This is a genomic window from Variovorax sp. PAMC26660 (genome assembly GCF_014302995.1).
Classification (GTDB): Bacteria; Pseudomonadota; Gammaproteobacteria; order Burkholderiales; family Burkholderiaceae_C; genus Variovorax.
Window position 1 is genome coordinate 6,410,551 of record NZ_CP060295.1, and the last position, 24,291, is coordinate 6,434,841.

18 protein-coding genes are annotated in these 24,291 nt (G+C 66.7%); 10 read left to right on the top strand and 8 right to left on the bottom strand.

From position 1 onward, the window contains the following. Positions 1-32: 32 nt before the first annotated feature. Genes torT through H7F35_RS30140 form a run of 5 tightly spaced genes read left to right on the top strand, consistent with a single transcriptional unit; the run spans position 33 to position 6,498 of the window. Positions 33-1,118, top strand: coding sequence for a TMAO reductase system periplasmic protein TorT (gene torT / locus H7F35_RS30120; RefSeq protein ID WP_187110163.1), 1,086 nt, complete (start codon positions 33-35; stop codon positions 1,116-1,118). Positions 1,119-1,130: 12 nt separating this feature from the next. Then, positions 1,131-2,636 (top strand): sugar ABC transporter ATP-binding protein, encoded by a 1,506-nt coding sequence (locus tag H7F35_RS30125; RefSeq protein WP_187110164.1) that lies wholly within the window; start codon positions 1,131-1,133, stop codon positions 2,634-2,636. After that, complete coding sequence (locus H7F35_RS30130) at positions 2,633-3,688, top strand: ABC transporter permease (RefSeq protein ID WP_187110165.1); 1,056 nt, start codon at positions 2,633-2,635, stop codon at positions 3,686-3,688. Before H7F35_RS30125 ends, H7F35_RS30130 begins: the two co-directional genes overlap by 4 nt. Before the next feature lie 55 nt (positions 3,689-3,743). Next, a complete protein-coding gene (gene gabT, locus H7F35_RS30135) occupies positions 3,744-5,024 on the top strand; it encodes a 4-aminobutyrate--2-oxoglutarate transaminase (RefSeq protein ID WP_187110166.1) in 1,281 nt (426 codons plus the stop codon). A gap of 10 nt (positions 5,025-5,034) precedes the next feature. Further along, the gene (locus tag H7F35_RS30140; protein WP_187110167.1) at positions 5,035-6,498 is read left to right on the top strand and encodes an NAD-dependent succinate-semialdehyde dehydrogenase; all 1,464 of its coding nucleotides are present in this window, start codon (positions 5,035-5,037) and stop codon (positions 6,496-6,498) included. Between the two features lie 315 nt (positions 6,499-6,813). On the opposite strand, the gene H7F35_RS30145 is transcribed toward H7F35_RS30140, so the two are convergent. From H7F35_RS30145 to H7F35_RS30160, 4 genes are all read right to left on the bottom strand, one after another. After that, positions 6,814-7,350, bottom strand: a complete 537-nt coding sequence (locus H7F35_RS30145) for a methylated-DNA--[protein]-cysteine S-methyltransferase (protein WP_187110168.1) — start codon at positions 7,348-7,350, stop codon at positions 6,814-6,816. Continuing rightward, positions 7,350-8,576: a YbfB/YjiJ family MFS transporter gene (locus H7F35_RS30150; protein ID WP_187110169.1), complete on the bottom strand. Its 1,227-nt coding sequence runs from the start codon at positions 8,574-8,576 to the stop codon at positions 7,350-7,352. Before H7F35_RS30150 ends, H7F35_RS30145 begins: the two co-directional genes overlap by 1 nt. 62 nt (positions 8,577-8,638) lie before the next feature. Then, the gene (locus H7F35_RS30155; protein WP_187110170.1) at positions 8,639-11,719 is read right to left on the bottom strand and encodes an FAD-binding and (Fe-S)-binding domain-containing protein; all 3,081 of its coding nucleotides are present in this window, start codon (positions 11,717-11,719) and stop codon (positions 8,639-8,641) included. Positions 11,720-11,727: 8 nt separating this feature from the next. Continuing rightward, the gene (locus tag H7F35_RS30160; RefSeq protein WP_187110171.1) at positions 11,728-12,426 is read right to left on the bottom strand and encodes a GntR family transcriptional regulator; all 699 of its coding nucleotides are present in this window, start codon (positions 12,424-12,426) and stop codon (positions 11,728-11,730) included. A gap of 122 nt (positions 12,427-12,548) precedes the next feature. On the opposite strand from H7F35_RS30160, the gene H7F35_RS30165 reads away from it, so the two are divergent. The 3 genes from H7F35_RS30165 to H7F35_RS30175 all read left to right on the top strand — a co-directional run bounded on the left by H7F35_RS30165 (position 12,549) and on the right by H7F35_RS30175 (position 15,975). Then, complete coding sequence (locus H7F35_RS30165; protein WP_187110172.1) at positions 12,549-13,793, top strand: pyridoxal-phosphate-dependent aminotransferase family protein; 1,245 nt, start codon at positions 12,549-12,551, stop codon at positions 13,791-13,793. A gap of 112 nt (positions 13,794-13,905) precedes the next feature. Then, complete coding sequence (locus H7F35_RS30170) at positions 13,906-14,883, top strand: Bug family tripartite tricarboxylate transporter substrate binding protein (RefSeq protein WP_187110173.1); 978 nt, start codon at positions 13,906-13,908, stop codon at positions 14,881-14,883. Between the two features lie 321 nt (positions 14,884-15,204). Beyond that, positions 15,205-15,975, top strand: a complete 771-nt coding sequence (locus tag H7F35_RS30175) for a fumarylacetoacetate hydrolase family protein (protein ID WP_187110174.1) — start codon at positions 15,205-15,207, stop codon at positions 15,973-15,975. On the opposite strand, the gene H7F35_RS30180 is transcribed toward H7F35_RS30175, so the two are convergent. Beyond that, on the bottom strand, positions 15,924-16,886 hold the full coding sequence (locus tag H7F35_RS30180) for a LysR substrate-binding domain-containing protein (RefSeq protein WP_187110175.1): 963 nt from the start codon (positions 16,884-16,886) through the stop codon (positions 15,924-15,926). The genes H7F35_RS30175 and H7F35_RS30180 overlap by 52 nt on opposite strands. A gap of 94 nt (positions 16,887-16,980) precedes the next feature. On the opposite strand from H7F35_RS30180, the gene H7F35_RS30185 reads away from it, so the two are divergent. Beyond that, positions 16,981-18,171: an MFS transporter gene (locus H7F35_RS30185; RefSeq protein WP_187110176.1), complete on the top strand. Its 1,191-nt coding sequence runs from the start codon at positions 16,981-16,983 to the stop codon at positions 18,169-18,171. 18 nt (positions 18,172-18,189) lie between these two features. On the opposite strand, the gene H7F35_RS30190 is transcribed toward H7F35_RS30185, so the two are convergent. Next, positions 18,190-19,620 (bottom strand): carotenoid oxygenase family protein, encoded by a 1,431-nt coding sequence (locus H7F35_RS30190; protein ID WP_187110177.1) that lies wholly within the window; start codon positions 19,618-19,620, stop codon positions 18,190-18,192. A 20-nt stretch (positions 19,621-19,640) separates the two neighbouring features. Beyond that, positions 19,641-20,684, bottom strand: a complete 1,044-nt coding sequence (locus tag H7F35_RS30195) for a MerR family transcriptional regulator (protein WP_187110178.1) — start codon at positions 20,682-20,684, stop codon at positions 19,641-19,643. Between the two features lie 165 nt (positions 20,685-20,849). Here H7F35_RS30195 and H7F35_RS30200 point away from each other — a divergent pair, with 165 nt between their 5' ends. Continuing rightward, complete coding sequence (locus H7F35_RS30200) at positions 20,850-21,392, top strand: GNAT family N-acetyltransferase (protein WP_187110179.1); 543 nt, start codon at positions 20,850-20,852, stop codon at positions 21,390-21,392. 6 nt (positions 21,393-21,398) lie between these two features. On the opposite strand, the gene H7F35_RS30205 is transcribed toward H7F35_RS30200, so the two are convergent. Continuing rightward, positions 21,399-24,158, bottom strand: a complete 2,760-nt coding sequence (locus tag H7F35_RS30205; protein ID WP_261803417.1) for a diguanylate cyclase domain-containing protein — start codon at positions 24,156-24,158, stop codon at positions 21,399-21,401. Between the last annotated feature and the right edge of the window lie 133 nt (positions 24,159-24,291).

Sequence of the window (24,291 nt, forward strand, 5' to 3'; positions counted from 1 at the left end):
TTTTTTCACCGCTGTCATCCAAGGAGTTCTTCATGAACAGTTCGCCCCTGCGCGTTTCATTGATCGCCGCTTCGCTCGCCGCCACCGGCCTGCTGTGGCACGGCGCGGCCTCGGCCGCCGACTGGTTTCCCTACAAGGCCGAGGCGACCGAGCCGGCCTTCTCCGCCGAGGGCACGAAGAAGCCCATCGACTACACGCCGCTGGCCAAGGCCTCGAAGAAGTGGGACATCTGCGTATCGTTCCCGCACATGAAAGACGCCTACTGGCTCGGCGTCGACTACGGCGTGATCGAGGAGGCCCGTCGCCAGGGCGTGAAGCTGCAGGTGGCGGATGCAGGCGGCTACACCAACCTGGCCAAGCAGGTCTCGCAGATCGAGGACTGCGTGGCGCGCGGCGCCAACGCGGTGATCATCGGCGCGATCTCGGGTGACGGGCTGAACAACGTCATCAAGGCCACAGCCGCGAAGAAGGTGCCGGTGATCGACCTCGTCAACGGCATCAGCTCGCCCGACCTGTCGGCCAAGTCGCTGGTGTCGTTCTACACGATGGGCCATTCAACCGGCGAGTACCTGGCGAAGAAGCACCCGGCCGGTTCGCCGCCCGTCAAGGTGGGCTGGTTCCCGGGCCCGGCCGGCGCGGGCTGGGTCGAGGCCGCGCACAAGGGCTTCATGGAAGCGATCAAGGGCAGCGCCGTGGTGGCGCTCGATCCGAAATACGGCGACACCGGCAAGGAGGCACAGGCCAAGCTGGTCGAAGACGTGCTGCAGGGCAACCCCGACCTTGCCTATGTGGCCGGCACCGCGGTCACGGCCGAGGCGGCCACCGGCATCCTGCGTTCGCGCAACCTCGACAAGAAGGTGCAGGTGCTGTCCTTCTACATGACGCCGGGCGTCTACGAAGGCATCCAGAAGGGCCGCATCGTGGCATCGCCGGCCGACTCGATGGTGATCCAGGGCCGCATCGCGGTCGACCAGGCGGTGCGCCTGCTCGAGAACAAGGACGTGGTGAAGCACGTCGGCCCGAAGATCTTCGTGGTCGACAGCAGCAACATCAAGAGCGTGAAGCTCGACGACATCCTGCCGCCGCCGGGCTTCAAGCCGGTGTTCGAGGTCAAGTAAGTCCGGCCATCCATGTCTGCCCTGCTGTTGCAAACCGTCGGCCTCGGCAAGCGCTATCCGGGCGTGCTGGCGCTCGACGCGGTGGATTTCGAGCTGCGCGCCGGCGAAGTGCATGTGCTGTTCGGCGAGAACGGGGCCGGCAAGTCCACGCTGATCTCGCTGCTGGCCGGCGCCAACACGCCCTCGGCCGGCGAGATCCGCATGCAGGGCGAACGGGTTCGGTTCTCGAACGTGCATGAGGCCCGGCGCCACGGCATCAGCGCGGTGTTCCAGGAGTTCTCGCTGATTCCCACGCTGTCGGTGGCGCAGAACCTGAGCCTGGGCGAAGAGCCGTGCAAGGGCGGCCTGCTCGACCGCGCGGCGGTGCGCGAGCGGGCCCGCACGATGCTGGCCGACCTTGGCTTCGAGATCGACGTCGACGCGCCGGTCTCGGGCCTCACGCGCGCCCAGCAGCAGATGGTGGAAATTGCCAAGGGCCTGCGCGGCGAGGTGTCGGTGCTGATCCTCGACGAGCCCACCGCGTCGCTGACCGACACCGAGACACAACGCCTGTTCGAGCTGGTGGCGCGGCTCAAGGCGCGCGGCGTGGGCATCGTCTACATCTCGCACCGCATGCAGGAGATCGCGCTGATCGCCGACCGCATCACGGTGCTGCGCGATGGCCGCAAGGTCACCACGGTGGAAGCCCGTGCGACCAGCGCCGACCAACTGATCGAGCTGATGAGCGGCCGCGCGATCGAGCAGATCTATCCACACATCGCCCACGACCCTGGCGAGGTGGTGTTGCAGGTCGAAGGCCTGTCTTCGCCCAACGGCGTGCGCGGCGCAAGCCTCACGGTGCGGCGCGGCGAAGTGGTCGGGCTGGCGGGGCTGGTGGGTTGCGGCAAGTCGGAGCTGTTCCGCGCGATCTACGGGCTCGACCCGGTGAGCGAAGGCCGCGTGCTGTTCAAGGGCCTGCCGCGCACCGGCGCGAAGGTGCGACAACTGCTCGACGAAGGACTGTTCTACCTGCCACCGGACCGCAAGGGCGAAGGGCTGGTGCTGGGCTTCACCTCGCGCGCCAACATCACGCTGCCGCTGGTGCATGGGCCGCTGCGCGGACATGGCGGCTGGCTGCGCAAGCGGCTCGGGCGCAGGCTTTCCACCACGGCGGCCGAGCGCGTGGAGCTGGCACCCCGCAACCTCGAACGGCCGGTGGCGCTGCTGTCGGGCGGCAACCAGCAGAAGGTGCTGTTCGGCAAGGGCATGACGCGCGACGCCGCCCTCTATGTGTTCGACGAGCCCACGGTGGGCGTGGACATCGGCACCCGCAGCGCGCTGTACCAGGTGATCCAGAAGCTCTGCGAAGGCGGCGCAGCCGTGGTCGTGATCTCGTCCGACCTGCCCGAGGTGCTGCACCTGAGCCACCGCGTCTATGTGATGTGCCGCGGCGAGATCGCCGGCGAGCTGCAAGGCGATGCGATCAACGAAACCCGCGTGCTCAACCTGTTTTTCGGTTCCAGCGAAAGAAAGCCATGACTCCGTCTCCCACTGTGGCCAGCACCACTGCCACCGCCGCGCCCACTCCAGGCCTTGCGAGCCGCCTGCTCGGCCTGCTGCGCAACCTGTTCCTGCGCCTGGGCGTGCTGCCCTTCATGCTGGTCATTGCCTTCATCGTGTTCAGCACGCTGTCGGACCAGTTCCTCACGGTGCAGAACCTGGTGAACCTGCTGCGCCAGTCGGTCTACCTGATCCTGGTGTCGATGGGCCAGATGCTGGCGCTGGTGACCGGCGGCTTCGATCTCTCGGTCGGCACCGTCATGGCGATCACCTCGGTGGTCTCGGCACTGGCCATGCAGGCCTTCGGCGCGGCGCTGCCCGATGCAACGTGGGTGGTGGTGATCGCCGGCTGCGTCTGCGGCCTGCTCGCGGGGCTGACGGTGGGCCTGATCAACGGCATCGGCGTGGCTTTCATCGGCGTCTCGCCCTTCATCGTGACGCTGGGCGTGCAGTCCATCGGCTTCGGCTTTGCGCTGTACCTCACGGGCGGCGTGCCGGTGTCGGGCATCCCCGGCGAGTTCAGCGAACTGTTCGGCTTCGGCACGCTGCTGGGGGTGCCCATACCGATTCTGGTGACGGCCGTGTGCGTCGCGAGCATGGGCATTCTCATGGCCCGCATGCCGACCGGCACGCACCTGCTGGCGGTGGGCGGCAATGCCAAGGCGGCGGCCCTCTCGGGCATCGACACCCGCCGCGTGCTGCTGATGGCCTACCTGCTGTGCGCCGGCCTGGCGGCCGTGAGCGGCCTGCTGCTGACGGCGCGCGTGGAGACCGGCGAGGCCAACCTCGGTGGCACCGTGGCGCTGGAATCCATCGCCGCTTGCGTGATCGCCGGCGTGAGCCTGCGCGGCGGCATCGGCCGCGTGCCGAACGTGGTGATGGGCGCCATCTTCATCGGGCTCGTGCAGAACGGCATGAACCTGGCCAGCGTCGGCTCGTACCTGCAGATGGTGGTGCTGGGCGCGCTGCTGATCGTGGCCGTGGTCGCCGACCAGATCCGCCATCGCATGGTGGTGCCGGGCAGCCACTGAGCCCTTGGACTCGGCCATCGGATATCGACAACAAGACAGAAGGAAGGACACCCGCATGAACCCCCTCGCCCACACCACCAACGCCGCCATCGACGCACGCCGTGTCGCGGCCACGCCCCGCGGCGTCGGCATCGGTTTTCCGATCTACGCGGACCGCGCGCTCAATGCCGAGCTGTGGGACGTGGAAGGCCGGCGCTACATCGACTTCGGCTCGGGCATCGCGGTGCTCAACACCGGCCACCGCCATCCGCGCGTGGTCGAGGCAATCCGCGCGCAGCTCGACCGCTTCACCCACACCGCCTACCAGGTGGTGCCGTACGAAAGCGTGGTCTCGCTGGCCGAGCGCCTCAACAAGCTGACGCCCGGCACGCACGCCAAGAAGACCGCCTTCTTCACCACCGGCGCCGAAGCCGTCGAGAACGCCATCAAGATCGCGCGCGCAGCCACCCGCCGCCCCGGCGTGATCGCGCTGGGTGGCGGCTTCCACGGCCGCACCTTCATGGGCATGGCGCTCACGGGCAAGGTGGTGCCTTACAAGACCGGCTTCGGCCCCTTCCCCGGCAGCATCTTCCATGTGCCCGCACCCATTGCGTTGCACGGCATATCGGTCGAGGACTCGCTGCGCGCCATCGACCGGCTGTTCAAGGCCGACATCGAGCCCGAGCAGGTGGCCGCCATCATCCTGGAGCCGGTGCAGGGCGAAGGCGGTTTCTACGCGATGCCGCCCGAGTTCATGCGTGCGCTGCGCCGGATCTGCGACAGCTACGGCATCCTGCTGATCGCCGACGAAATCCAGACCGGCTTCGGCCGCACCGGCAAGTGGTTCGCGATGGAGCACTGCGACGTGGTGCCCGACCTCATGACCATGGCCAAGAGTTTGGCCGGCGGCACGCCGCTGTCGGCGGTGTGCGGCAGCGCCAGCATCATGGACGCACCGGCACCCGGCGGCCTCGGCGGCACCTATGCCGCCAATGCGCTCGCCATCGCATCGGCCCATGCGGTGCTGGACGTGATCGAGGAAGAAAAGCTCTGCGAGCGCGCGCAGGTGCTGGGCGACCGGCTCAAGGCACGCCTGGAAGGCCTTCGCGCCAAGGTGCCGCAGATTTCGGACGTGCGCGGCCTCGGTGCCATGGTGGCCGTCGAGTTCGCCGATGCCCACGGCGCGCCCGACCCCGAGTTCACGAAGCAGGTGCAAATCCGGGCACGCGACGCGGGCCTGCTGCTGCTAACCTGCGGCGTGTATGCCAACGTGATCCGCTTTTTGTTTCCGCTGACCATCGAGGACGCCGTGCTCGAAGAAGGCCTCGGCATCCTCGCTTCCGCCCTCCAAGTCTGAGTACCCGCCCATGCCCATGAAGCTCAAAGACCCGACCCTGCTGCGCCAGCAGGCCTACATTGCCGGCGTTTGGGTGAATGCCGATGACGGCACCACCGTCGCCGTCACCAACCCCGCCAACGGCCAGCAGATCGGCACGGTGCCGATGTGCGGCACCGAAGAGACCGTGCGCGCCATCGCGGCGGCACAGGTCGCCCAGCGTGCCTGGGCCAAGGTGCCTGCGAAGGAGCGCTCGGCCATCTTGCGCAGGCTCAACGACCTGATGCTTGCCAACGTCGACGACCTCGCGCTCATCATGACCACCGAGCAGGGCAAGCCGATGGCCGAGAGCCGTGGCGAGATTGCCTACGCCGCCTCGTTCATCGAATGGTTTGCGGAAGAGGCGCGTCGTGTGTATGGCGACACCATCCCCGCGCCACAGGCCGATCGCCGCATCCTCGCGCTCAAGCAGCCCGTGGGCGTGACGGCCGCGATCACGCCGTGGAACTTCCCGACCGCCATGCTCACGCGCAAGGCCGGTCCCGCGCTCGCAGCGGGTTGTGCCATGGTGGTGAAGCCCGCCACGCAGACACCGTTCTCTGCCCTCGCTTTCGCCGAACTGGCCGACCGCGCCGGCGTGCCCAAGGGCCTGCTGTCGGTGCTCACCGGCTCGGCCAGCAAGATCGGCGGCGAGATGACGCGCAGCCCCATCGTGCGCAAGCTGACTTTCACCGGCTCGACCGAGGTGGGCCGCACGCTGATGAAGCAATCAGCCGACACCATCAAGAAGCTCTCGCTCGAACTGGGCGGCAACGCGCCCTTCATCGTGTTCGACGATGCCGATGTGGATGCCGCCGTCGAAGGCGCGATGGTCTCCAAGTACCGCAACACCGGCCAGACCTGTGTGTGCGCCAACCGCATCTATGTGCAGCGCGGTGTACTCGAAGCCTTCACGCAGAAGCTGGTGGCCAAGGTCAACGCGCTCAAGGTCGGCGACGGCACCGAGGCGGGCGTCACGCAAGGCCCGCTGATCGACGGCAAGGCGGTCGAGAAGATCGAAGAGCATGTGGCCGATGCGCTGGCCAAGGGTGGCAAGGTGCTGGCTGGTGGCAAGCGGCATGCGCTGGGGGGCCTGTTCTACGAGCCGACCGTCATCGGCGGTGCGACGGCCGACATGCTGTTCGCACGCGAAGAAACCTTCGGGCCCTTGGCGCCGATCTTTGCCTTCGACACCGAGGCCGAAGCGATTGCAGCAGCCAACGACACCGAGTTCGGGCTGGCTGCGTATTTCTACAGTCGCGACATCGGGCGGATCATGCGCGTGGCCGAGGCGCTGGAGTCGGGCATCGTGGGGGTGAACACGGGGCTGGTTTCGACGGCAGAGGCGCCGTTCGGTGGCGTCAAGCAATCGGGGCTGGGGCGTGAAGGGTCGAAGTACGGGCTCGATGACTTCCTTGAAGTGAAGTACGTCTGTCTTGCGGGGCTGGATCGCTGACTACGCCTTGGGTTCTGGGGACTTTTGTTCAGGGCGAGTGCGAATGACGCCAGGTGCTCCCCTCCGCGAATGTCCCCCGCTTCGCTCCTCCTTTATTTCGCTGCGGGGAGCACCTGGCGTCATTCGCACATGCGCACGCTCTGATTGATCCTGCGATCAACGACCACTCTGTCCAACGCTCACGCCGATACGGGGCTCTTTTTAGCTAAATAAAGGAGGAGCGAAGCGGGGGACATTCGCGAAAAAGAGCACCGTGTCGGCGTGAGCGACGCCCTGAACAGCAGCGCGCGAGACGGAAAAAGACCCGATTTCGTCCTAGAACAGCGACGCCATCCCGTTAGGCCGCGCGTCTTCGATGGCGAGCATCTTCAACTTGGTCAGCGCACCGCCGCCGGCAGAAAAACCTCCAGGCTTGTTGCCAGCCGCCAGCACGCGGTGACAAGGCACCACGGGCGCAAACGGGTTGTGGCCCATCGCCTGGCCCACGGCACGCGACAGGCCCTTGTCGCCCAGCTCTTCGGCAATCTCGCCATAGGTGCGCGTCTGCCCGGGTGGAATGCGCCGCGCGATGGCGTAGATGCGCTGGTGAAACTCCGACACGCCGCGCATGTCGAGTTCGATGTGGCTCAGGTCGTCGTGCAGCCCCTGCAGCAGACCCTGGATGGCCGAGATGGCGCGCTGTGCCGTCTCGTCGGGTAGCCCTTCGCGCAAATCCGGAAAGCGCCGCTTCATGCGCGCCCGCGTGGCCGGCTCGCCGTCGTCGGCGGGCAGTTGAACGCCGACCAGCCCCTGTGGGCCCCACGCCAGGGCGCACATGCCGATGGAAGTTTCGAACAAGGCAAAGCCGCTCATCACGCCTCCCGCAGCGAATGCTGGCGCGACGCCAGCACAGCGGCCGCCCACAACATGACCGACGAAGCCACGAGACCCCGCGCCAGCCCGCCGGAGCCATCGGAAATCCAGCCCGTGACGGTCGGCCCGACGATCTGCCCCGCCGCGAAAACAATGGTGAACATGCTGATGCCCTGCACCCAGCGCGCGGGCGGCAGGTTGTGGCGCACCAGCGCGGTGGTCGACGCCACCACCGACAGGAACACCCCGCCGAACAGCACGCCCGACACCAGCGCCATCGGCGCCGAGGGGCTCAGCACCGGCAGCAGCGTGGCCACGCCGAGCAGCCCGTTCAGCAACGCCTGCGGCTGGCCGCCGTGGTAGCGGTCGAGCAGTCCGGCCCACAAGCGCGAAGACGCCACGCACGCGACACCCAGCAAGGCATAGAACAGGGTGACGAAGCCGGCGCTGGCGCCCTGCTCCCGCAGCAGCGCGATCACGAACGTCATATAGCCGATGTAGCCCATGCCGAACAGCGCGTAGCCGGCAAGCGCCCAGCCGAAGCGGTGCAGCGCGACCGGCGATGCGCTGGCTGTTGGCGCAGTCGACTGCGCGGTGTGCGCAGCCGGCCTGTCCGGCATCGCGCGGGCCGCCCAGGCCAGCAGGCAGGTGGCGGCCGCGCTCGCGATCGCCAATGCCCACCACGCCCAGGTCCAGCCATGCGGCACTTCGGCCGCCGCGCGCAACACCTGCGGCACGAGCAGCGCGGACAACGCGATGCCGAAGCCGGTGCCTCCGTAATAGATGCCGAGCAACAGGCCGCCCCGCGAAGACCCGGCCTCGCCGAGCCGCGCGGCCAGCAAGCCGCCCGCCACGAACACCCAGGCGCTGGCGATGCCGGCCAGCAGGCGCTGCAGCAGCAGGGCCGGCGCCGCGGTCACGAAGCCGCTGCCTGCCATGAAGACACTTGCCAGCACCGCGCCGACCACCAGCAGCCGGGTCACGCCGAAGCGCCGCATCAGCATCGGCGTGATCAGCGCACCGATCAGGTAGCCCACCGCATTCGCCGTGTTCATGCCGCCGGCCAGCGCATAGCTCCAGCCCAGGTCGGCGCGCATCGGCGGCAGCAGCAGCCCGTAGGCGAAACGCGTGATGCCGAGCGACACGGCCGCCCCCATCGAGAGCGCGAACGCGAGTCGAAGAGCAGGCTGCGCCGGGACGGCTGTGGAAGTGAGCGAGGTCGACATCGGGGCGATGGGGGCCGCCCATTTTGCGGCACCCTGCCCGATCCTGCTGGCGGGGACTCCCCTCAAGCCGCGCCGGCCACCCGTTCGCTGCTGCGCAACAGGTGCCGCTCCAGCAGCACGGCCACGTGCACGGCCTCGCGTTGCGCGCCGTCTTCGATCTGGTGGCGGCAACTCGTGCCGTCTGCCACCACGACTGCGTCGGGCTTCGCGCGGATGGCAGGCAGCAGGCTGGCCTCGGCCATCTGCATCGACACGTCGAAATGGCTCGCCTCGTAGCCGAAGCTGCCGGCCATGCCGCAACACGAACTTTCAATCAGCTCGGGTTGCGCGCCGGGAATCAGCTTCAGCACCTCCATCACCGGGCTCACCGCGCCGAAGGCCTTCTGGTGGCAGTGGCCGTGCAGAAGGATCGGGCCGGTGGATGGTTTCAGCGCCAGCTCGAAGCGGCCGGCCTTGATCTCGCGCGCAATGAATTCCTCGAACAGCAGTGCCTGTTTGGCCACGGTGTGGGCCTTGTCGCCGAAACCCATCGCCAGTGTTTCGTCGCGCAGCGTGAGCAGGCACGAGGGCTCCAGCCCGACGATGGGAATGCCAGCCTGTGCCAGCGGCAGCAGCGCATCGATCAGCGCCTCGGCGCGCAGCTTGGCCTCTGCAACCATGCCACTCGCCAGGAAGGTCCGGCCGCAGCAATGGTGGCCGCCGCGCTTTTCCACCGTGTGCAGCACGTACCCTGCGGCTTCGAGCACGCGCGCGGCTGCAAAGGCGTTCTCGCTCTCGAAGGTGCCGTTGAAGGTGTCCACGAACAGCACGGCCGCCTTGCCGCCGCGCGCCACGACCGACAGCACCGAGGCCTGGTCCGTGAACAGGCCCGGTTCGTTGCCCTTGGCGCGCCAGAAGGTGTCGCTGCGCCACTCAGGCAGCGAACGCTTCGCCGAAAAGCCCAGCAGCTTTTCGCCCAGCCATGCGGCGCCGGGCACGCTGTTGCGCAGGTTCAGCAGCCAGGGCATGCGGCTGGCCTTGTGTGCGTAGTCGGGCATGTAGGCGACCAGCTTGTCCTTCAGCGTGTGGCCGTGGCGCTTCTTGTAGTGGTCGAGAAACTCGATCTTCATCTTCGCCATGTCGACACCCGTTGGGCAGTCGCGCTTGCAGCCTTTGCAGCCGACGCACAGGTCCATGGTGTCGTGCATGGCTTCGCTGGTGAAGGCATCGGGACCGAGCTGCCCCGACAGTGCAAGGCGCAATGTGTTGGCGCGGCCGCGTGTCAGGTGCTGCTCGTCGCGCGTCACGCGGTAGCTCGGGCACATGGTGCCGGCATCAAACTTTCTGCAGTGGCCGTTGTTGTTGCACATCTCCACCGCTTTGGCCAGGCCACCGGTGCTGTCGCCGCCGGTGCCGGGCGCGGTGGTCTCTTCGGTCACCGGGTCGGCGTTGACGTTCCAGGCCGACCAATCGAGCACCGGCTTCAGCTCGATGCGGCGATACGGCTTCGGTGCGGTGGGCGGTGCAAAGCGGAACAGCGCGCCGTCGTCCATGCGCGGCGGGTCGATGATCTTGCCGGGGTTGAACAGGTTGGCCGGATCGAGCTTCTGCTTGATGGCGCGAAAGGCCTCGTTGATGGCCGGGCCGAACTGCCATTCGATCCACTCACCACGACACAGGCCGTCGCCATGTTCTCCGCTGAAGGCGCCCTTGTACTTGCGCACCAACGCGGAGGCTTCTTCGGCAATGGCGCGCATCTTCGCGCCACCATCCACGCGCATGTCGAGGATCGGCCGCACATGCAGCGTGCCGACCGAGGCATGGGCGTACCAGGTGCCGCGGCTGCCGTACTTGGCGAACACCTCGGTCAGCGCGTCGGTGTATTCGGCCAGGCTCTCCAGCGGCACCGCGCAGTCTTCGATGAAGCTCACGGGTTTGCCGTCGCCCTTGAGGCTCATCATGATGTTGAGGCCGGCCTTGCGCACTTCCCACAGGTTCTTCTGGCGTGCATCGTCGGGCATTTCGACCACGCTGCCCGGCAGGCCGAGGTCGCCCATCAGCTCGACGAGCTGCTTCAACTGCAGCAGCAACGCGGCCTTGTCGGCGCCGGAGAACTCCACCAGCAGGATGGCCGCGGGCTTGCCGATCAGCGCCGTCTCGACCGTGGGCTTGAACGCGGGGTTCGTCAGGCTCAACTCGATCATCGTGCGGTCGACCAGTTCCACCGCCGTAGGGCTCAGCTTGACGATGTGCTGCGCCGCATCCATCGCCGCATGGAAGGTCGGGAAGTTGACGATGCCCAGCACCTTGGCGCGCGGCAGCGGCGCGAGCTTGAGCTTCAGGCTCTTCGTGTAGGCCAGCGTGCCTTCGGAGCCGATCAGCAGGTGCGCAAGGTTCACGCTGCCATCGACGGTATAGGGCCGCTCGCTCTGGTTGTCGAAGATGTCGAGGTTGTAGCCCGCCACGCGGCGCATCACCTTGGGCCAGTGCTCGGCGATCTGCTCGCGATGCTGCCGCGCCAGCCCGCGCACGAACTGCGCAATGCCGGCGGCACGCACGCCCAGCAGCGGCTGCGGGCCGAACTCGACCAGCTCGCCGCTCGACAGCCACGCATTCACGCCCAGCACGTTGTGCACCATGTTGCCGTAGGCGATGGAGCGCGAGCCGCAGGAGTTGTTGCCCGCCATGCCGCCGAGCGTGGCCTGCGCGCTGGTCGACACATCGACCGGATACCAGAGCCCGTGCGGCTTGAGCTGTGCGTTCAGATGATCGAGCACCAGGCCGGGCTCGACGGTGGCGGTGCCCTCCTCCACGTTCACATCGAGCACGCGCCGAAAGTGCTTGCTGTTGTCGATGACCAGCGCCGCGCCCGTGGTCTGGCCGCACTGGCTGGTGCCGCCGCCGCGCGCCAGCACCGGCACCTTCAGGTCGCGCGCGATGTCGATGGCGGTGGCGATGTCGCGCTCGTTCGTCGGCACGAAGGCGCCGACCGGCGTGATCTGGTAGATCGACGCATCGGTGGCGTAGCGCCCGCGCGAGCCGTCGTCGAACAACACTTCGCCTTGCGTGTCGGCGCGCAACCGGCGCGCGAGCAGTTCGCAGGTGTCGTTGGGCGGAAGAACGGTTCCGGCTGGCTGTATGTGGCTGGCGGGATCGATGCGCATGTTGGGGGTCAGCTCGCTTTGTTGTTGGCCTGGGGATAGATCTCGCCGGCGCGCAGCAGCTCCAGCACGGTGTCGCGCTTGCGCAGCACGTGCGCCACGAGCACCTTGCGCATGCCGGCGGCATCGCGCGCGGCGAGCGCGTCGATCATCTGTTCGTGCTCTTCGACCGCGTGTTTCCACTTGGTCTCGTTCTGGTTGGTGCGAAAGCGCAGCGACTGCACGCGCGCATTGATCGAGCGGTAGGTGTTCGACAGCACCGGGTTGCCCGCAGCCTCGTTGATGGCCGTGTGGATGCGCGCGTTGATGCGGTAGTAGCCCGACAGGTCGCGCCGCGAGAAGCAGGCCATCATTTCGTAGTGCAGCGCGCGCACCTCGGCCAGTTCTTCGTCGGTGATGCGCTTGGCCGCCAGCTCGCCCGACATGCCCTCGAGCATGGCCAACACCTCGAAGGTGTTGAGCACGTCGGCCTCGGTGAGCTTCACCGCCACCGCGCCGCGGTTGGGCAACAGGTCGACCAGTCCTTCGGCCGCCAGCAGCTTGATGGCCTCGCGCAGCGGCGTGCGCGACACGTGCATCTGCAGGCACAGCTCGCGTTCGTTGAGCTTGGCGCCGGGCGCGATGTGCCCCTCGACCAGCATGGTGCGCAGGCGTGACGCCACCTGGTCATGCAGTGCGAGGCGCGAGATTTCGATGATGTCTGCTGTCATGGTTTGTGTCCCTTGAATGCATTTTGAATGCAAAAAAGAAGGGCCACAAGCCTTATATTTAAGGGTAAACCATCAAACAAAAATGCATTTTGAATGCAAAACTGAATGCGAAAGGAAAGTCCATGCTTCAACTCGACATCCACCCCACCGGCCGCCACTTCCTCCAGATCCCCGGCCCCAGCCCGGTGCCCGATCGCATCCTGCGGGCCATGAGCCTGCCCACCATCGACCACCGCGGGCCCGAGTTCGGCACGCTCGGCCTGAAGGTGCTCGGCGGCATCAAGGAGATCTTCAAGACGAAGCACCCGGTCGCCATCTACCCCGCATCGGGCACGGGCGCATGGGAGGCCGCGCTCGCCAACACGCTGAGCCCCGGCGACCACGTGCTGATGTACGAGACAGGCCACTTCGCTTCGCTGTGGCAGAAGATGGCCACGCGCCTGGGCCTGTCGACCGAATTCCTGGCCGCGGGCGGCACCGACGAGCACCTGCCCAACGCGCCGAGCTGGCGCCACGGCGTGCAGGCCGAACTCATCGAAGCGCGGCTTCGCAAGGACACCGAAAAGAAGATCAAGGCCGTGTGCGTGGTGCACAACGAGACCTCCACCGGCGTCACCTCCGACATCGCCTCGGTGCGCAAGGCCATCGATGCGGCGGGCCACCCCGCCCTGCTGATGGTCGACAGCATCTCGGGTCTGGCGAGCGCCGATTTCCGGCACGACGAATGGGGCGTGGACGTGACCATCAGCGGCTCGCAAAAGGGCCTGATGCTGCCGCCGGGCATCAGCTTCAATGCGCTGTCGCCGCGCGCGCTCGAAGTCTCGAAGACCGCCAAGCTGCCGCGCGCCTTCTGGGCCTGGGATGAGATCGTCGAGATGAACAAGGACGGCTACTGGCCCTACACGCCCAACACCAACCTGCTGTACGGCCTGTCGGAATCGCTGGACATGATCCTCGGCGAAGGGCTGGACAACGTGTTCGCACGGCACCAGCGCTGGGGCGCCGGCGTGCGCGCCGCCGTCAATGCGTGGGGCCTGCCGATCCAATGCGCAGACCCTGCCGTGTACTCACCAGTGCTCACCGGCGTGATCACCCCCGTGGGCGTCGATGCCGATGCGCTGCGCCGGCTGATCCACCAGCGCTTCGACCTGTCGCTGGGCACGGGCCTCGGCAAGCTCAAGGGCCGCATGTTCCGCATGGGGCATCTCGGTGACAGCAACGACTTGACGCTGGTTGCGATGGTCGCGGGCGTCGAGATGGGCATGAAGCTCATCGGCATCAAGCTGGCCGGCAGCGGCGTGCATGCGGCCATGGACCATTTCGCGAACCACGCGGCGGCGCCTGCCGGTCTACAGAAGGCTGCCTGAGCGCAAAACACACCAGGCCGCATCACCTCGCTCGAACGACGCGACGGCCAACAACTTGCCGGGCCTTCTTGCCCGGCACGCATCGGACCCCAACACCACGGAGACAAAGATGATGCAAAGACGTTCCCTCATTCAAGCCGCGGGCGCGGCAGCCGCCAGCCTGGGCGTGCCACGACTTTTCGCGCAGGAGTGGCCTTCCGGGCCGGTGCGCATCGTGGTGGGCTTTCCACCGGGCGGCGGCACCGATGCGCTGGCGCGCGTGGTCGCGCAGAAGCTCACGATCATGTGGGGCCAGCAGGTCATCGTCGAGAACAAGGGCGGCGTGGCCGGCGTGCTCGCGGCGGAGTACGTGGCGCAGCAGCCCAGCGACGGAAGCACCTTGCTGATGGCCCACATCAACAGCCACGCGCTCGCGCCCAGCCTGCAGCCCAAGCTGCGCTACAACGTGGAGCGCGACTTCGTGCCGATCGTGCTGGTGGGTGTCACGCCCAACCTGCTGATCGCGAACCCGTCGCAAAAGGCGTTGACGGTGAAAGACATCGTCGCCGCGTGCAAGGCCGCACCGGGCTCCGTGAGCTTCGGCTCGGCCGGTGCCGGTTCGGCACAACATCTGGCGCTGGAGATGTTCAAGCTGCAGGGCGGCATCGATGCGCTGCATGTGCCGTACAAGGGCAGCGGCCCGTTGCTGGGCGACCTGATGGGCGGGCAGATTCAATACAGCTTCGAGACCATGACCGCAGCCACGCCGCATGTGAAGAACGGCCGCGTGCTGGCGGTCGCGCAAACGCGCACCAAGCGTGCGAAGGGCCACCCGAATGTGCCGACGATGCAGGAACAAGGTTTCCAGGGTTTCGAGGCGACCACCTGGTATGGGCTCGCCGGGCCCGGCAAGCTGCCGCCGGCGATTGCGCAGAAGGTCAATCGCGATGTGAACGCGGTGTTGGCGATGCCTGATGTGCAGGAGCGGCTTGATACCTACGGCGCTGAAGATGGCGGCGGTTCGCAGGACAAGTTCAAACAGTTCATCAGCACCGAAATTGCGAAGTGGGCGAAGGTTGTGAAGGATGGGAAGGTTCACGTCGAGAGCTGACTTGGTTTTGTTTTGCCGCCGCTGCTGGTCAGGGCATCGCTCACGCCGACACGGTGCTCTTTTTCGCGAATGTCCCCCGCTTCGCTCCTCCTTTATTTAGCTAAAAAGAGCCCCGTATCGGCGCGAGCGCTGGACAGAGCGGTGGTTGATCTGCGATCCATCAGCAGCGTGCCCCTGTGCGAATGACACCAGGTGCTCCCCGCAGCGAAATAAAGGAGGAGCGAAGCGGGGGACATTCGCGGAGGGGAGCACCTGGTGTCATTCGCACTCGCCCTGAACAAGCAGCCCAAAACAATCGCCCAACCTGAGAAGATCCCAAAGATGACCCCATCCCAGACCGCACTCACAGACGCCCTGGTCGCCGCACGCCGTGGCAACCGCACCCTCGACGCCACGCCCTGGACCGGCACGCTCGCCAGCGACACCCAAGCCTACGAAGTACAAGACGCCGTAGCCACCGCACTCGACTGGTTCGGCACCAGCGCCCTGCCCCGCATCTGGAAATCCGGCGGCGGCTCGCGCAGCGCGACGCTCACACATGCGCCGCTGCCACCGGCAGGCGTGCGGCAAAGCCCCGCGAACTTCAGTGACCTCGTGTTCCACACGCCCGGCATCGAAGCCGAGATTGCGCTGCGACTGGCACGCGACATCACGCCCGCACAAGCCGCAACCCTGGACCACGCCGACGCCGCATCACTCATCGACGCCATGACTGTTTCGGTAGAAATCGTCGATGCGCGCTGGCAAGACCTGCCCGCCACGCCCGCCCTGCTGCGGCTGGCCGATTCGCAGGTACACGGCGCATTGGTGCTCGGCGAATGGCTGCCTTATGCCGCCGTCGACTGGGCTTCGCAACGCTGCGAAACCAAAGTCGGCGATGCGGAAACCGTGGTACGCGTCGGCACCCATCCGCTGTCGGACCCAGCCTGGCTGCTGCCGATCTGGCTGCGCCACCTCACGCGCCACGGCCAGACCGTGCCGGCCGGCACCGTCGTGACGACCGGCTCCTGGGTCGGCGTGCTGCCATGCCGCCGTGGCGATCAGGTGACGGCGGAATTCCCGGGCATCGGCGCTGTGCGCTTGAGCGTGTAGCGCCCGTCGCCCACGCCCGAGCAGGCCACCAGAAAGTCGAGCACCGCGCGCACTCGCGCTGGCAGCGTACCCGCCTTGCCGATGTACACCGCGTGGATCGGCTCGATCTCGCCAGGGTTGAACTCGTCGAGCAAGGGCACCAGCCGGCCCGCATCGATGTCGTGCTGCACGTGGTACAGCGACAGCCGCGCCACGCCGGCGCCCGCAATGGCCAGGTGCCGCAGCGTTTCGCCGTCGGCCGCACGCACCGGGCCGACCACCGGCAGCGCGATCATTCGGCCGTCAACGCGCAATGGCCAGTCGGGTGCATTGCGCCGGTAGCTCCAGCCCAGGCGGTTGTGCGCTTCCAGTTCCTGCGGTGTGCGCGGCGTGCCGTACTTCGCCAGGTAGGCCGGCGCAGCCACGATGGCCTGGCTCGTTTCGCCGAGCCGCCGCGCCACCAAATCGGACGACGGCAACTGGCCCCAGCGGATCGCGATGTCGGCGCGCTCGTCCATCAGGTCGACGATGCGGTCCGTCAGCGCAATGTCGAGCGTGATCTGCGGATGCATCTCCAGCAGGCGCGGCACCAGCGGCACCAGCTTGTGCTGCCCGAAGGACACGCTGGCGTTGATGCTCACGCGCCCGCGCGGTGCGGCACCGGCGGCCGCGCAGCGCTCGGCCTCGTCCATGTCGGCCAGCACGCGGGTGCTGCGCTCGTAGAAGTGAAGCCCCTCGGGCGTGAGCTGCAGCTTGCGCGTGGAACGGTGCACCAACTGGATGCCCAGCCGCAGTTCGAGCCGCGCGACCAGCTTGCTGATGGCCGAGGGCGTCATGCCCAACACGCGCGCCGCGGCCGAGAAACCGCCCGACTCGACCACCTGCACGAAGGCTTCCATTTCGCCGGAGCGGTTGACATCGAGACGGGGCATGGTTTTCGTCCTTCTTTGTGAGTTGAACTCACAAGTGCTTGTCGGGGCGGCATTCTAGTCATCGAAGGCGAATGTCTGCACAGTACAGGCCATCATGCCCATCGCTCTTCTCGCCCTCACCGCCGGTGCCTTCGGAATAGGCACCACCGAGTTCGTCATCATGGGCCTGCTGATGCAGGTTTCGACGGACCTTCACGTCACCATCACGGCCGCCGGCCTGCTGATCTCGGGCTATGCGCTCGGCGTCGCGGTCGGCGCGCCTGTGCTCACCATTGCCACGCGCAAGCTGCCACGCAAGACGGTGCTACTCGCGCTGATGGCGATCTTCACGCTCGGCAATCTCGCCTGTGCGCTGGCGCCCAACTACGAAATGCTGATGGCCGCGCGGGTGATCACCTCGCTGGCGCACGGCACCTTCTTCGGCGTCGGCTCGGTGGTTGCCACCGGGCTCGTGGCGCCGGAACGCCGCGCTTCGGCCATCGCGATCATGTTCACCGGCCTTACCGCCGCCACGCTGCTCGGCGTCCCGGCCGGTGCGTGGCTGGGCCTGCAGTTCGGTTGGCGCGCGGCTTTCTGGGCCGTGACGGTGATCGGCGTGCTGGCATTTGCCGTGCTCGCGGTGTTCGTGCCCCGCGTCAAGGGCGAAACCAAGCCTGCCCCGCTACGCGAAGAACTCGCCGTGCTGGCGCGGCCGCAGGTGCTGCTCGGCCTGGCGATGACGGTGCTCGGCTTTGCCGGCGTGTTCGTGGTGTTCACCTACATCCAGCCGCTGCTGACGCAGATCACCGGCCTGTCGGAATCGGCCGTGTCACCCATCCTGCTGGTGTTCGGTGGCGGACTGGCCATCGGCAACATCCTGGGCGGCAAGCTGGCCGACCGCTCGGTGATGCCCGCCGTGCTCGGCACGCTGGTGGCGCTGGCCGTGGTGCTCGGTGCGATGCAGTTCACCATCGGCACGCCGTTCACTGCCGTGGTTTTCGTCGGACTGCTCGGCGTGGCCTCGTTCGCCACGGTGGCGCCGATGCAGTTGCGGGTGCTGGAGAAGGCCTCGGGTGCGGGCCAGAACCTTGCGTCGAGCCTCAACATCGCGGCCTTCAACCTCGGCAACGCGCTCGGCGCCTGGGTCGGCGGCGTGGTGATCGATCACGGACCGGGGCTGCGTGCGCTGGGCTGGGTGGCTGCGCTGCTGACGCTCGTGGGCCTGGGCATCGCGCTGTGGAGCCGTTCGCTCGACAAGCGCGAGACGCACGGTTCGCTGGGCGATTGCGCTTCGGCGCGGGCCTGACCGAAGCGCCGCCGAGCCTCAAGAAGCGTTGGCCCGCCAGTTCCCGTGGAAGCCGAAGGGCACGCGGTGCGGCAGGCGGGCCACCGCAACAGGCGCCGCAGCCAGCGCCTGCGCATCGAACACCAGCAGGTCGCTTCGGTTCTCCTTCTCTCTCCAGGCGACGGCCAGCAACCAGCCGTCGCCTTCTTGCGCATCGGCGTGGCGCGGCACGAACACCGGCTCCGAGAACACATCGCCGGGCGGCAGTGTGTGGATGCGACGCTCGCCGGTGACGAAATCGAAACACGCCAGGCTGTCGTAGAGAACGCTTTCAGCATCGTCCCTCGGGCGCGCAACCGAGTGGCAGGTGTAGAAGCCGTAGCGATTGCGCCGCCCGGTGAAGCGCTCGTCGATGCGCGGGAACTCCGCCACAAGGTCGTCGAGGTATTCGCGCTTGAACTGCGTGCCGGCACCGGCCATGTCGAAGGTCCAGCGACACAGGCGTGCGGCCATGGCTTGCGGATCGCCCGGCCTGCCTTCGGCGTCGGGCAGGCCCGGGGCGGTGTCGGACTGCATCACATAGGCCACGATGGCGTCGCCGTCGTCCCACGCGTTCATCACGTGGAAGACGTGGCATGCGTCGGTGTCGAACCAACGCATCGTGTCCACGCTGCTGCCCCGCCGCATCACGCCCACATGCGTCCGCTTGTCGCCATCCCAGGCCAGCAGCGGCTTGCCGCGCATCGCGCGCTCCACGCTGGTCGTCAGGGGCATGACCGGAAACAGCACATGACCGCGCGTGAGCATGAAGTCGTGCGCCATGCTGGCGTATGGCGCGGTGAAGGACTGCAACTGCGTCACTTCGCATTCGGCGTCCATCACGCCATAGAGCATGCCCGGCGTGCCGGGGCCATCGGGCGAGTAGGCGAAGAAGTGCAGCTCACCGCTTTCCGGGTCGGCCTTCGGATGCGCGGTGCAACGCGTGGTGAGCCGATCGCCAAAACTCTGGTGCCCTTTGGACGCCAGCGTGCGCGCATCAAGCTCGAAGGGCTGATGCGATTCCTCCAACGCGAACAGCCTGCCGCCGTGCCACAGCATGCTGGTGTTGGCCGTGCCGCCGTTGCGGCCCAGCGCGAGCGGATCGCTTGTTGCCGGATTGCCGAAGGTGCCGAACAGCGCGCGCCCTGCTTCGTGCTCCAGTTGCCACTTGGGCGTGCGCGCCCAGCGGTTGCTGTACGACACCTTGCCATCGGCGACATGGAACGCATGCACCATGCCGTCGCCGGAAAACCAGTGGTAGTTGTCGTCGCGCGGCGCGTACTGCGGGCTCGGGCCCACGCGGTAGAGCGTGCCCGAGAGTTCCGGGGGAAAGCTGCCGGTGATTTCGAGTGCGGCAATGTCGTGCTCCTCGGTCAGCGGTGCGTAGTTGCCGCTGAAGAAATGGGCATTGGCCTGGGTCGTGGGGTTCAAGTGTTTCCTTGGCTTTCTGTCTACTGAATGGATTCGGGTGCTTCGAGCGAATCGATGGCCTGCTGGACATAGGCGGCCAGCGCGGCATCGATGCCCGAGCCAGTGCGCAAGGCGGGCTCGTTGTTGAAGGCGACCTGCAGCTTCGACTGCAGCGCGATGTCCCCGCCCGCCTTGGCCAGCGACAGCGCCTGCCACTGGCGCGCCAGCGTGCGCATGTCCGCGCTGCCCGGCGCCACGCCCCGCAACAACTGGCGGCGCACCTCGGCAATGAGCGGCGGCCACGCATCGGTCTGCGCGACGTAGTGGTCCCGCAGCGTCGCCATCTCATCGGCGCTGCAGTAGGCGGCGTACAACTGCAGGCGCCCATGAGCCATCGCATGCGAGATGTACGTCATGCCGGCCTGGTCGATGCCGGTCATCGAATGCAACGCCCGCTCGTTCCAATGCATCGTGTAGAGCTTGATGAGCAGGCCTTCGTCGCCGCCGGCTTCTTCGAGCAGCAACGCAATCCATCGCTGCGCCAAGGCTTGCGCGGGCTGGCTCTGCGGCGATGCGCCGGACGCCATCAGCCCGTGGAGCGTGGCGGTCAGTGCGGCCCGCTCGGGCGCGACCGCGTCGTTGAAGCCGTCGCGCTGCGTCTTCATCTGGTGGAGTTCGTCGTCGCTGAAGTACTTCGAGCCCGCCACCATGCTTTCGAGCGCGACCAGCCAGTCGTCGACCGCCGGCTCCTCGCTGGCCTTCAATTGGGCCTGCAGCGCGAGCAGATGCGTGCGCAGTGCGGTTGCCTGCTTGATCTCGCGGTCGAGCTGCGTCACCTGTTGCGCAACGACCTCCGAAAGACCGTTTGCCGCGTTGTCGAGCAGACCCTGAATCTCGGCCAGTGACAGATCGAGCCGCCGCAGCGCCTGGATGCGGTACAGCCGCGCGATGTCCTTGCGGTCGTACAGGCGGTAGCCGCCGACCGAGCGGCCGGACGGAACCAGCAGGCCGATGTCCCCGTAGTGCCGCAGCGCACGCACCGTCAGTCCGGTGCGCCGGGCGAGTTCGCCAATCTTCAAAAGCATGCCTTCTCTCTCCAAGTTGAAGGCATCGTAGGGTGTGACGTTGCGAGAGGGTCAAGCGGCTTTGGTACTTTTTTAAGGCGCGCCAGCGGATTGGCGAAGGCAGAATCCAGCGGCACACCTGCTTCATCTACGCATCGCCCCTTTCGCTTTCGAGCCACACACACCATGCCGGCAACATCCACCGAAGAACGAGACACGATCGCCGTCCGCCCTGCCGTCACAGCAGATGCACACACGCTCGCCGCGCTCGCGATCCAGGTCTGGCTTAGCACCTACGCCACGGAGGGCGTGAACGATCTGCTCGCCCGCTATGTACTCGGGGAATTCACGCCATCGAAGTTCGTCGCGCTGACCGAAGACGCCGCTGCTTGCCTGCTCGTCGCGGAAATCGACAGTCACCTCGTCGGCTATGCGCTGGTGCGCTTCGGTGTCGCACAGCCGCTCATTCCTTCAGCGGAAGCGGAGCTTTGCACGCTGTATGTCCAGGAGCCGTTCACGGGCGCTGGTGTGGGTACGGCACTGCTGCGGGAGGCGCGTGCGTCGATCCGGAAGCGCACAGGTACCGATGCGCTGTGGCTGTCGGTCAACGTCAAGAACCGGAGGGCGTGCGGCTTCTACGAGAAGCACGGTCTTGTCGAGAAGGGGCGCACCCATTTCGTTCTTGGCGAGGGGCGCCACGAGAACCATGTTCTCGCGTTGATTCCATAGAGAAAGTCAGTGCTTCTCGGGAGACGGATCGGCCGGCGCTGCTGTCTTGCCCGTCGCCGAAGCCCCCGCCGGAATGAAGAACTCGAACCGGTTGCGCCCCGCCGCCTTGGCGTTGTAGAGCGCCGCATCGGCCCGCGCCAGCAGCTCGGCAGCGGTGACGGAAGAATCGGCCGCCCGGTGAAACGCGATGCCGATGCTGGTCGTGACTTCGATCTGCTGACCATCGACCACGAAAGGCGGCGCGTTGATCCGCTCCACGATTTTTTCAGCGACCGAGGCCACCGCGTCCGGTGCGTTCAGGTTTTCCAGCACCAGCACGAACTCGTCACCGGCGAGCCGGGCCACCATGTCCGTGCCGCGCACGCTGCCCAGCAGCCGCCGCGCATATTCGACCAGCACGGCATCGCCCACCGCGTGGCCCAGCGTGTCGTTGATGCCCTTGAAGTGATCGATGTCCAGGAACATCAGCGCCAGCGAGTTGCCCGTGAGCCGCCCGCGCAGCACCGCATCGGGCAGGTACTCGTTGAAGGCCAGCCGGTTCGGCAGGCCGGTGAGCGTGTCAAGGCGCGCCAGTTCGATGAGCTTGTGCTCCACCACCTTCAGCGCGGTGATGTCCAGCGCGAGCGAGAAGATGCCGTGCGTCGATCCGTCTTCGCGCGTGTCGGGCACGTAGATCACCTGCGTGACGCGCTCGAACCCCGTGCGCTGGGTGCGCGCTTCGAACTCCACCTTTTCACCCGCCAGCGCCCGCGCGATCATGGCCTTGCGCGAGAGGTACACGTCGAGGCCGGCCACGTCCTGCACATGACGACCCAGCACTTCCGACGGATCGAGCCCGAGCCATTCGCGGCTGGTGGCGTTGGCGAAGGTGATCTTCTCTTCGCGGTCGATGTAGGTGATGAGCGCCGGCATGCTGTTGGTGATGGTGCGCAGTCGCAGTTCGCTCTCGGCCTGGCGCAGCTCGGCCTCCTTCAACGCGGTGATGTTGAAGGTCATGAGATAGAAACCCAGAACCTCGCCCTGCAGGTTCTTGTCGGGAATCAGGTTGACCTGGAAGTAGCCCTCCCTGTCATGCATCGGCGCATGCACGGGAAAGCGCACCTTCTGGCCGGTGAACACCATGGGAAGGTAGGGCTCGTGCTGCCGGAACATCGCGTCGCCCAGGGCGGATCGCAATGTCAGGCCCTGCAGCGAGCCGTTGCCCACGCCCGCCATCTGCCGCGCCCGGCTGTTGCCGTACAGGCAGTTCTGGTTGCGATCGAAGTAACCGACCAGCGCGGGGATGCTGTCGGTCACGTCGCGCACCCGCTTCTCCTGCTCGGTCAACGCCTTGCGGATGTTCACGTCTTCCGTGATGTCGAAGGTCATCGAGAACACACCCTGTACGACGCCATCCGCATCATGGTCGGGGATGTAGTGGGCCTTGAAGGTGCGGTCGCCGATGCCGAGCGCCGGGTCGCCGGTCTTCTCGATGATGACGGTCTCGCCAGCCAGCGCACGCCGGAAATGCGGCTCGACGACAGCGAAGTCCTTCTCGCCGCGAACCTCGGGCATCAACCGGCCGACCAGCGGCGCGTTCTTGTGCAGCGCCCGGATGTGCGCGTTGACGAACGTGTAGCGCAGCGACGCGTCGACGTGCGAAACCATCGCCGGGATGTTGTCCGCGATGGTGCGGACCTGCGCCGCGCTGTGCGCCAGGCTGACCTCGCTGGCGCGCCGTTGCGCCATCAGTTCATCGAAGGTTCGCGAGAGATCGCCGATCTCGTCCTGCGCGTAGCTGCGCGGCGCCGCGACTTCCGTGGGCGCGTCCTGCGCAAACTGCATGTGCCGGTGCAGGTCGGCCAATGGCCTCAATTGCCGCCGCACCACACCCAGTGCCAGCGTGCCCGCCGACAGCGCGAGCAAAAACGCACCGAGCCAGGCGCCGCGTTCGATGGCATCGAGGCGGGCGAAAGCCTCGGCGCGCGGGTACATGGCCCCGACGATCCAGTTGGTCTGCTCGGTGCGGTCGAAGGCATAGAGGCCGGGCACACCGCTCTCGTCGACGCCTTCGCTCGCCCCCTCGAAACCGGCCATGGCGCGGATGATTTCAGGCGCTCCTGCGCCGTCTGCCTGAATGTGATTGAGGATGCGCGACGTGCGTGGATGGTCGACCACAATGCCGTCCGTGGTCGTGATGAACAGGTAGCCGGTCTTGCCGAACCGGACATCGGCCAGCCTGCCCAGGACGTTGCGGTCTTTCAGGTTGATGGCGCCGGAAATCACGAACTTCACCTGCCCGGCGCTGTCGAGCACCGGCTCCGTGATGGCCACCTGCGCCAGGCCGTTCAGGCGGTTGCGGTAAGGCTGCGAGATGACGCCGGCCTTGGAGCTCACCGTCTCCTGAAAGTAGGCGCGGTCCTTGAGGTTGACGCTGCCGATCTGCTGCGCGCCGTTCTGGTTGGCCACGAGGTTGCCGTCGATGTCGATGAAGGCCACGTTGTCGAAGGCCTGCTTGAGCGCCGGGTGCTTTTCCAGAAAGGCCTGCAGCGGAACGGCGTTTTCGAAGCCCTGGGTTTCCACGCTGTCGCCGAAGGTCTGCAGCAGGGTACGGCGGCTGCTGAACTTCTGGTCGATGGCGTCGGCAATGGCGGACACGCGCGCGACCTGCTCGTCCGCGATCGATGCGCGCATGCGACTCTTGACCAGGTGCAGCGCCACGGTGGCGATGGCGAAAGTTGCGGTCAGAACGACCGCAGCAACACCAAGGCTCAGGCGTGTGTTCAACCCAATGCGGAATTTAGAGAGACCCGGTAAATTCATCGATGTTTTTCAGGCGACCAGTGCTTCATCTTCTCCGATTTCGGTGTACGCGGATGTAATGGTCATCCCAAAGGGCAAGGTGTCTATCGCGCCCCTG

Coding starts and splice junctions, on each gene's coding strand:
- torT (WP_187110163.1), top strand. CDS start 33: ATGAACAGTTCGCCCCTGCGCGTTTCATTGATCGCCGCTTCGCTCGCC.
- H7F35_RS30125 (WP_187110164.1), top strand. CDS start 1,131: ATGTCTGCCCTGCTGTTGCAAACCGTCGGCCTCGGCAAGCGCTATCCG.
- H7F35_RS30130 (WP_187110165.1), top strand. CDS start 2,633: ATGACTCCGTCTCCCACTGTGGCCAGCACCACTGCCACCGCCGCGCCC.
- gabT (WP_187110166.1), top strand. CDS start 3,744: ATGAACCCCCTCGCCCACACCACCAACGCCGCCATCGACGCACGCCGT.
- H7F35_RS30140 (WP_187110167.1), top strand. CDS start 5,035: ATGCCCATGAAGCTCAAAGACCCGACCCTGCTGCGCCAGCAGGCCTAC.
- H7F35_RS30145 (WP_187110168.1), bottom strand. CDS start 7,350: ATGAGCGGCTTTGCCTTGTTCGAAACTTCCATCGGCATGTGCGCCCTG.
- H7F35_RS30150 (WP_187110169.1), bottom strand. CDS start 8,576: ATGTCGACCTCGCTCACTTCCACAGCCGTCCCGGCGCAGCCTGCTCTT.
- H7F35_RS30155 (WP_187110170.1), bottom strand. CDS start 11,719: ATGCGCATCGATCCCGCCAGCCACATACAGCCAGCCGGAACCGTTCTT.
- H7F35_RS30160 (WP_187110171.1), bottom strand. CDS start 12,426: ATGACAGCAGACATCATCGAAATCTCGCGCCTCGCACTGCATGACCAG.
- H7F35_RS30165 (WP_187110172.1), top strand. CDS start 12,549: ATGCTTCAACTCGACATCCACCCCACCGGCCGCCACTTCCTCCAGATC.
- H7F35_RS30170 (WP_187110173.1), top strand. CDS start 13,906: ATGCAAAGACGTTCCCTCATTCAAGCCGCGGGCGCGGCAGCCGCCAGC.
- H7F35_RS30175 (WP_187110174.1), top strand. CDS start 15,205: ATGACCCCATCCCAGACCGCACTCACAGACGCCCTGGTCGCCGCACGC.
- H7F35_RS30180 (WP_187110175.1), bottom strand. CDS start 16,886: ATGCCCCGTCTCGATGTCAACCGCTCCGGCGAAATGGAAGCCTTCGTG.
- H7F35_RS30185 (WP_187110176.1), top strand. CDS start 16,981: ATGCCCATCGCTCTTCTCGCCCTCACCGCCGGTGCCTTCGGAATAGGC.
- H7F35_RS30195 (WP_187110178.1), bottom strand. CDS start 20,684: ATGCTTTTGAAGATTGGCGAACTCGCCCGGCGCACCGGACTGACGGTG.
- H7F35_RS30200 (WP_187110179.1), top strand. CDS start 20,850: ATGCCGGCAACATCCACCGAAGAACGAGACACGATCGCCGTCCGCCCT.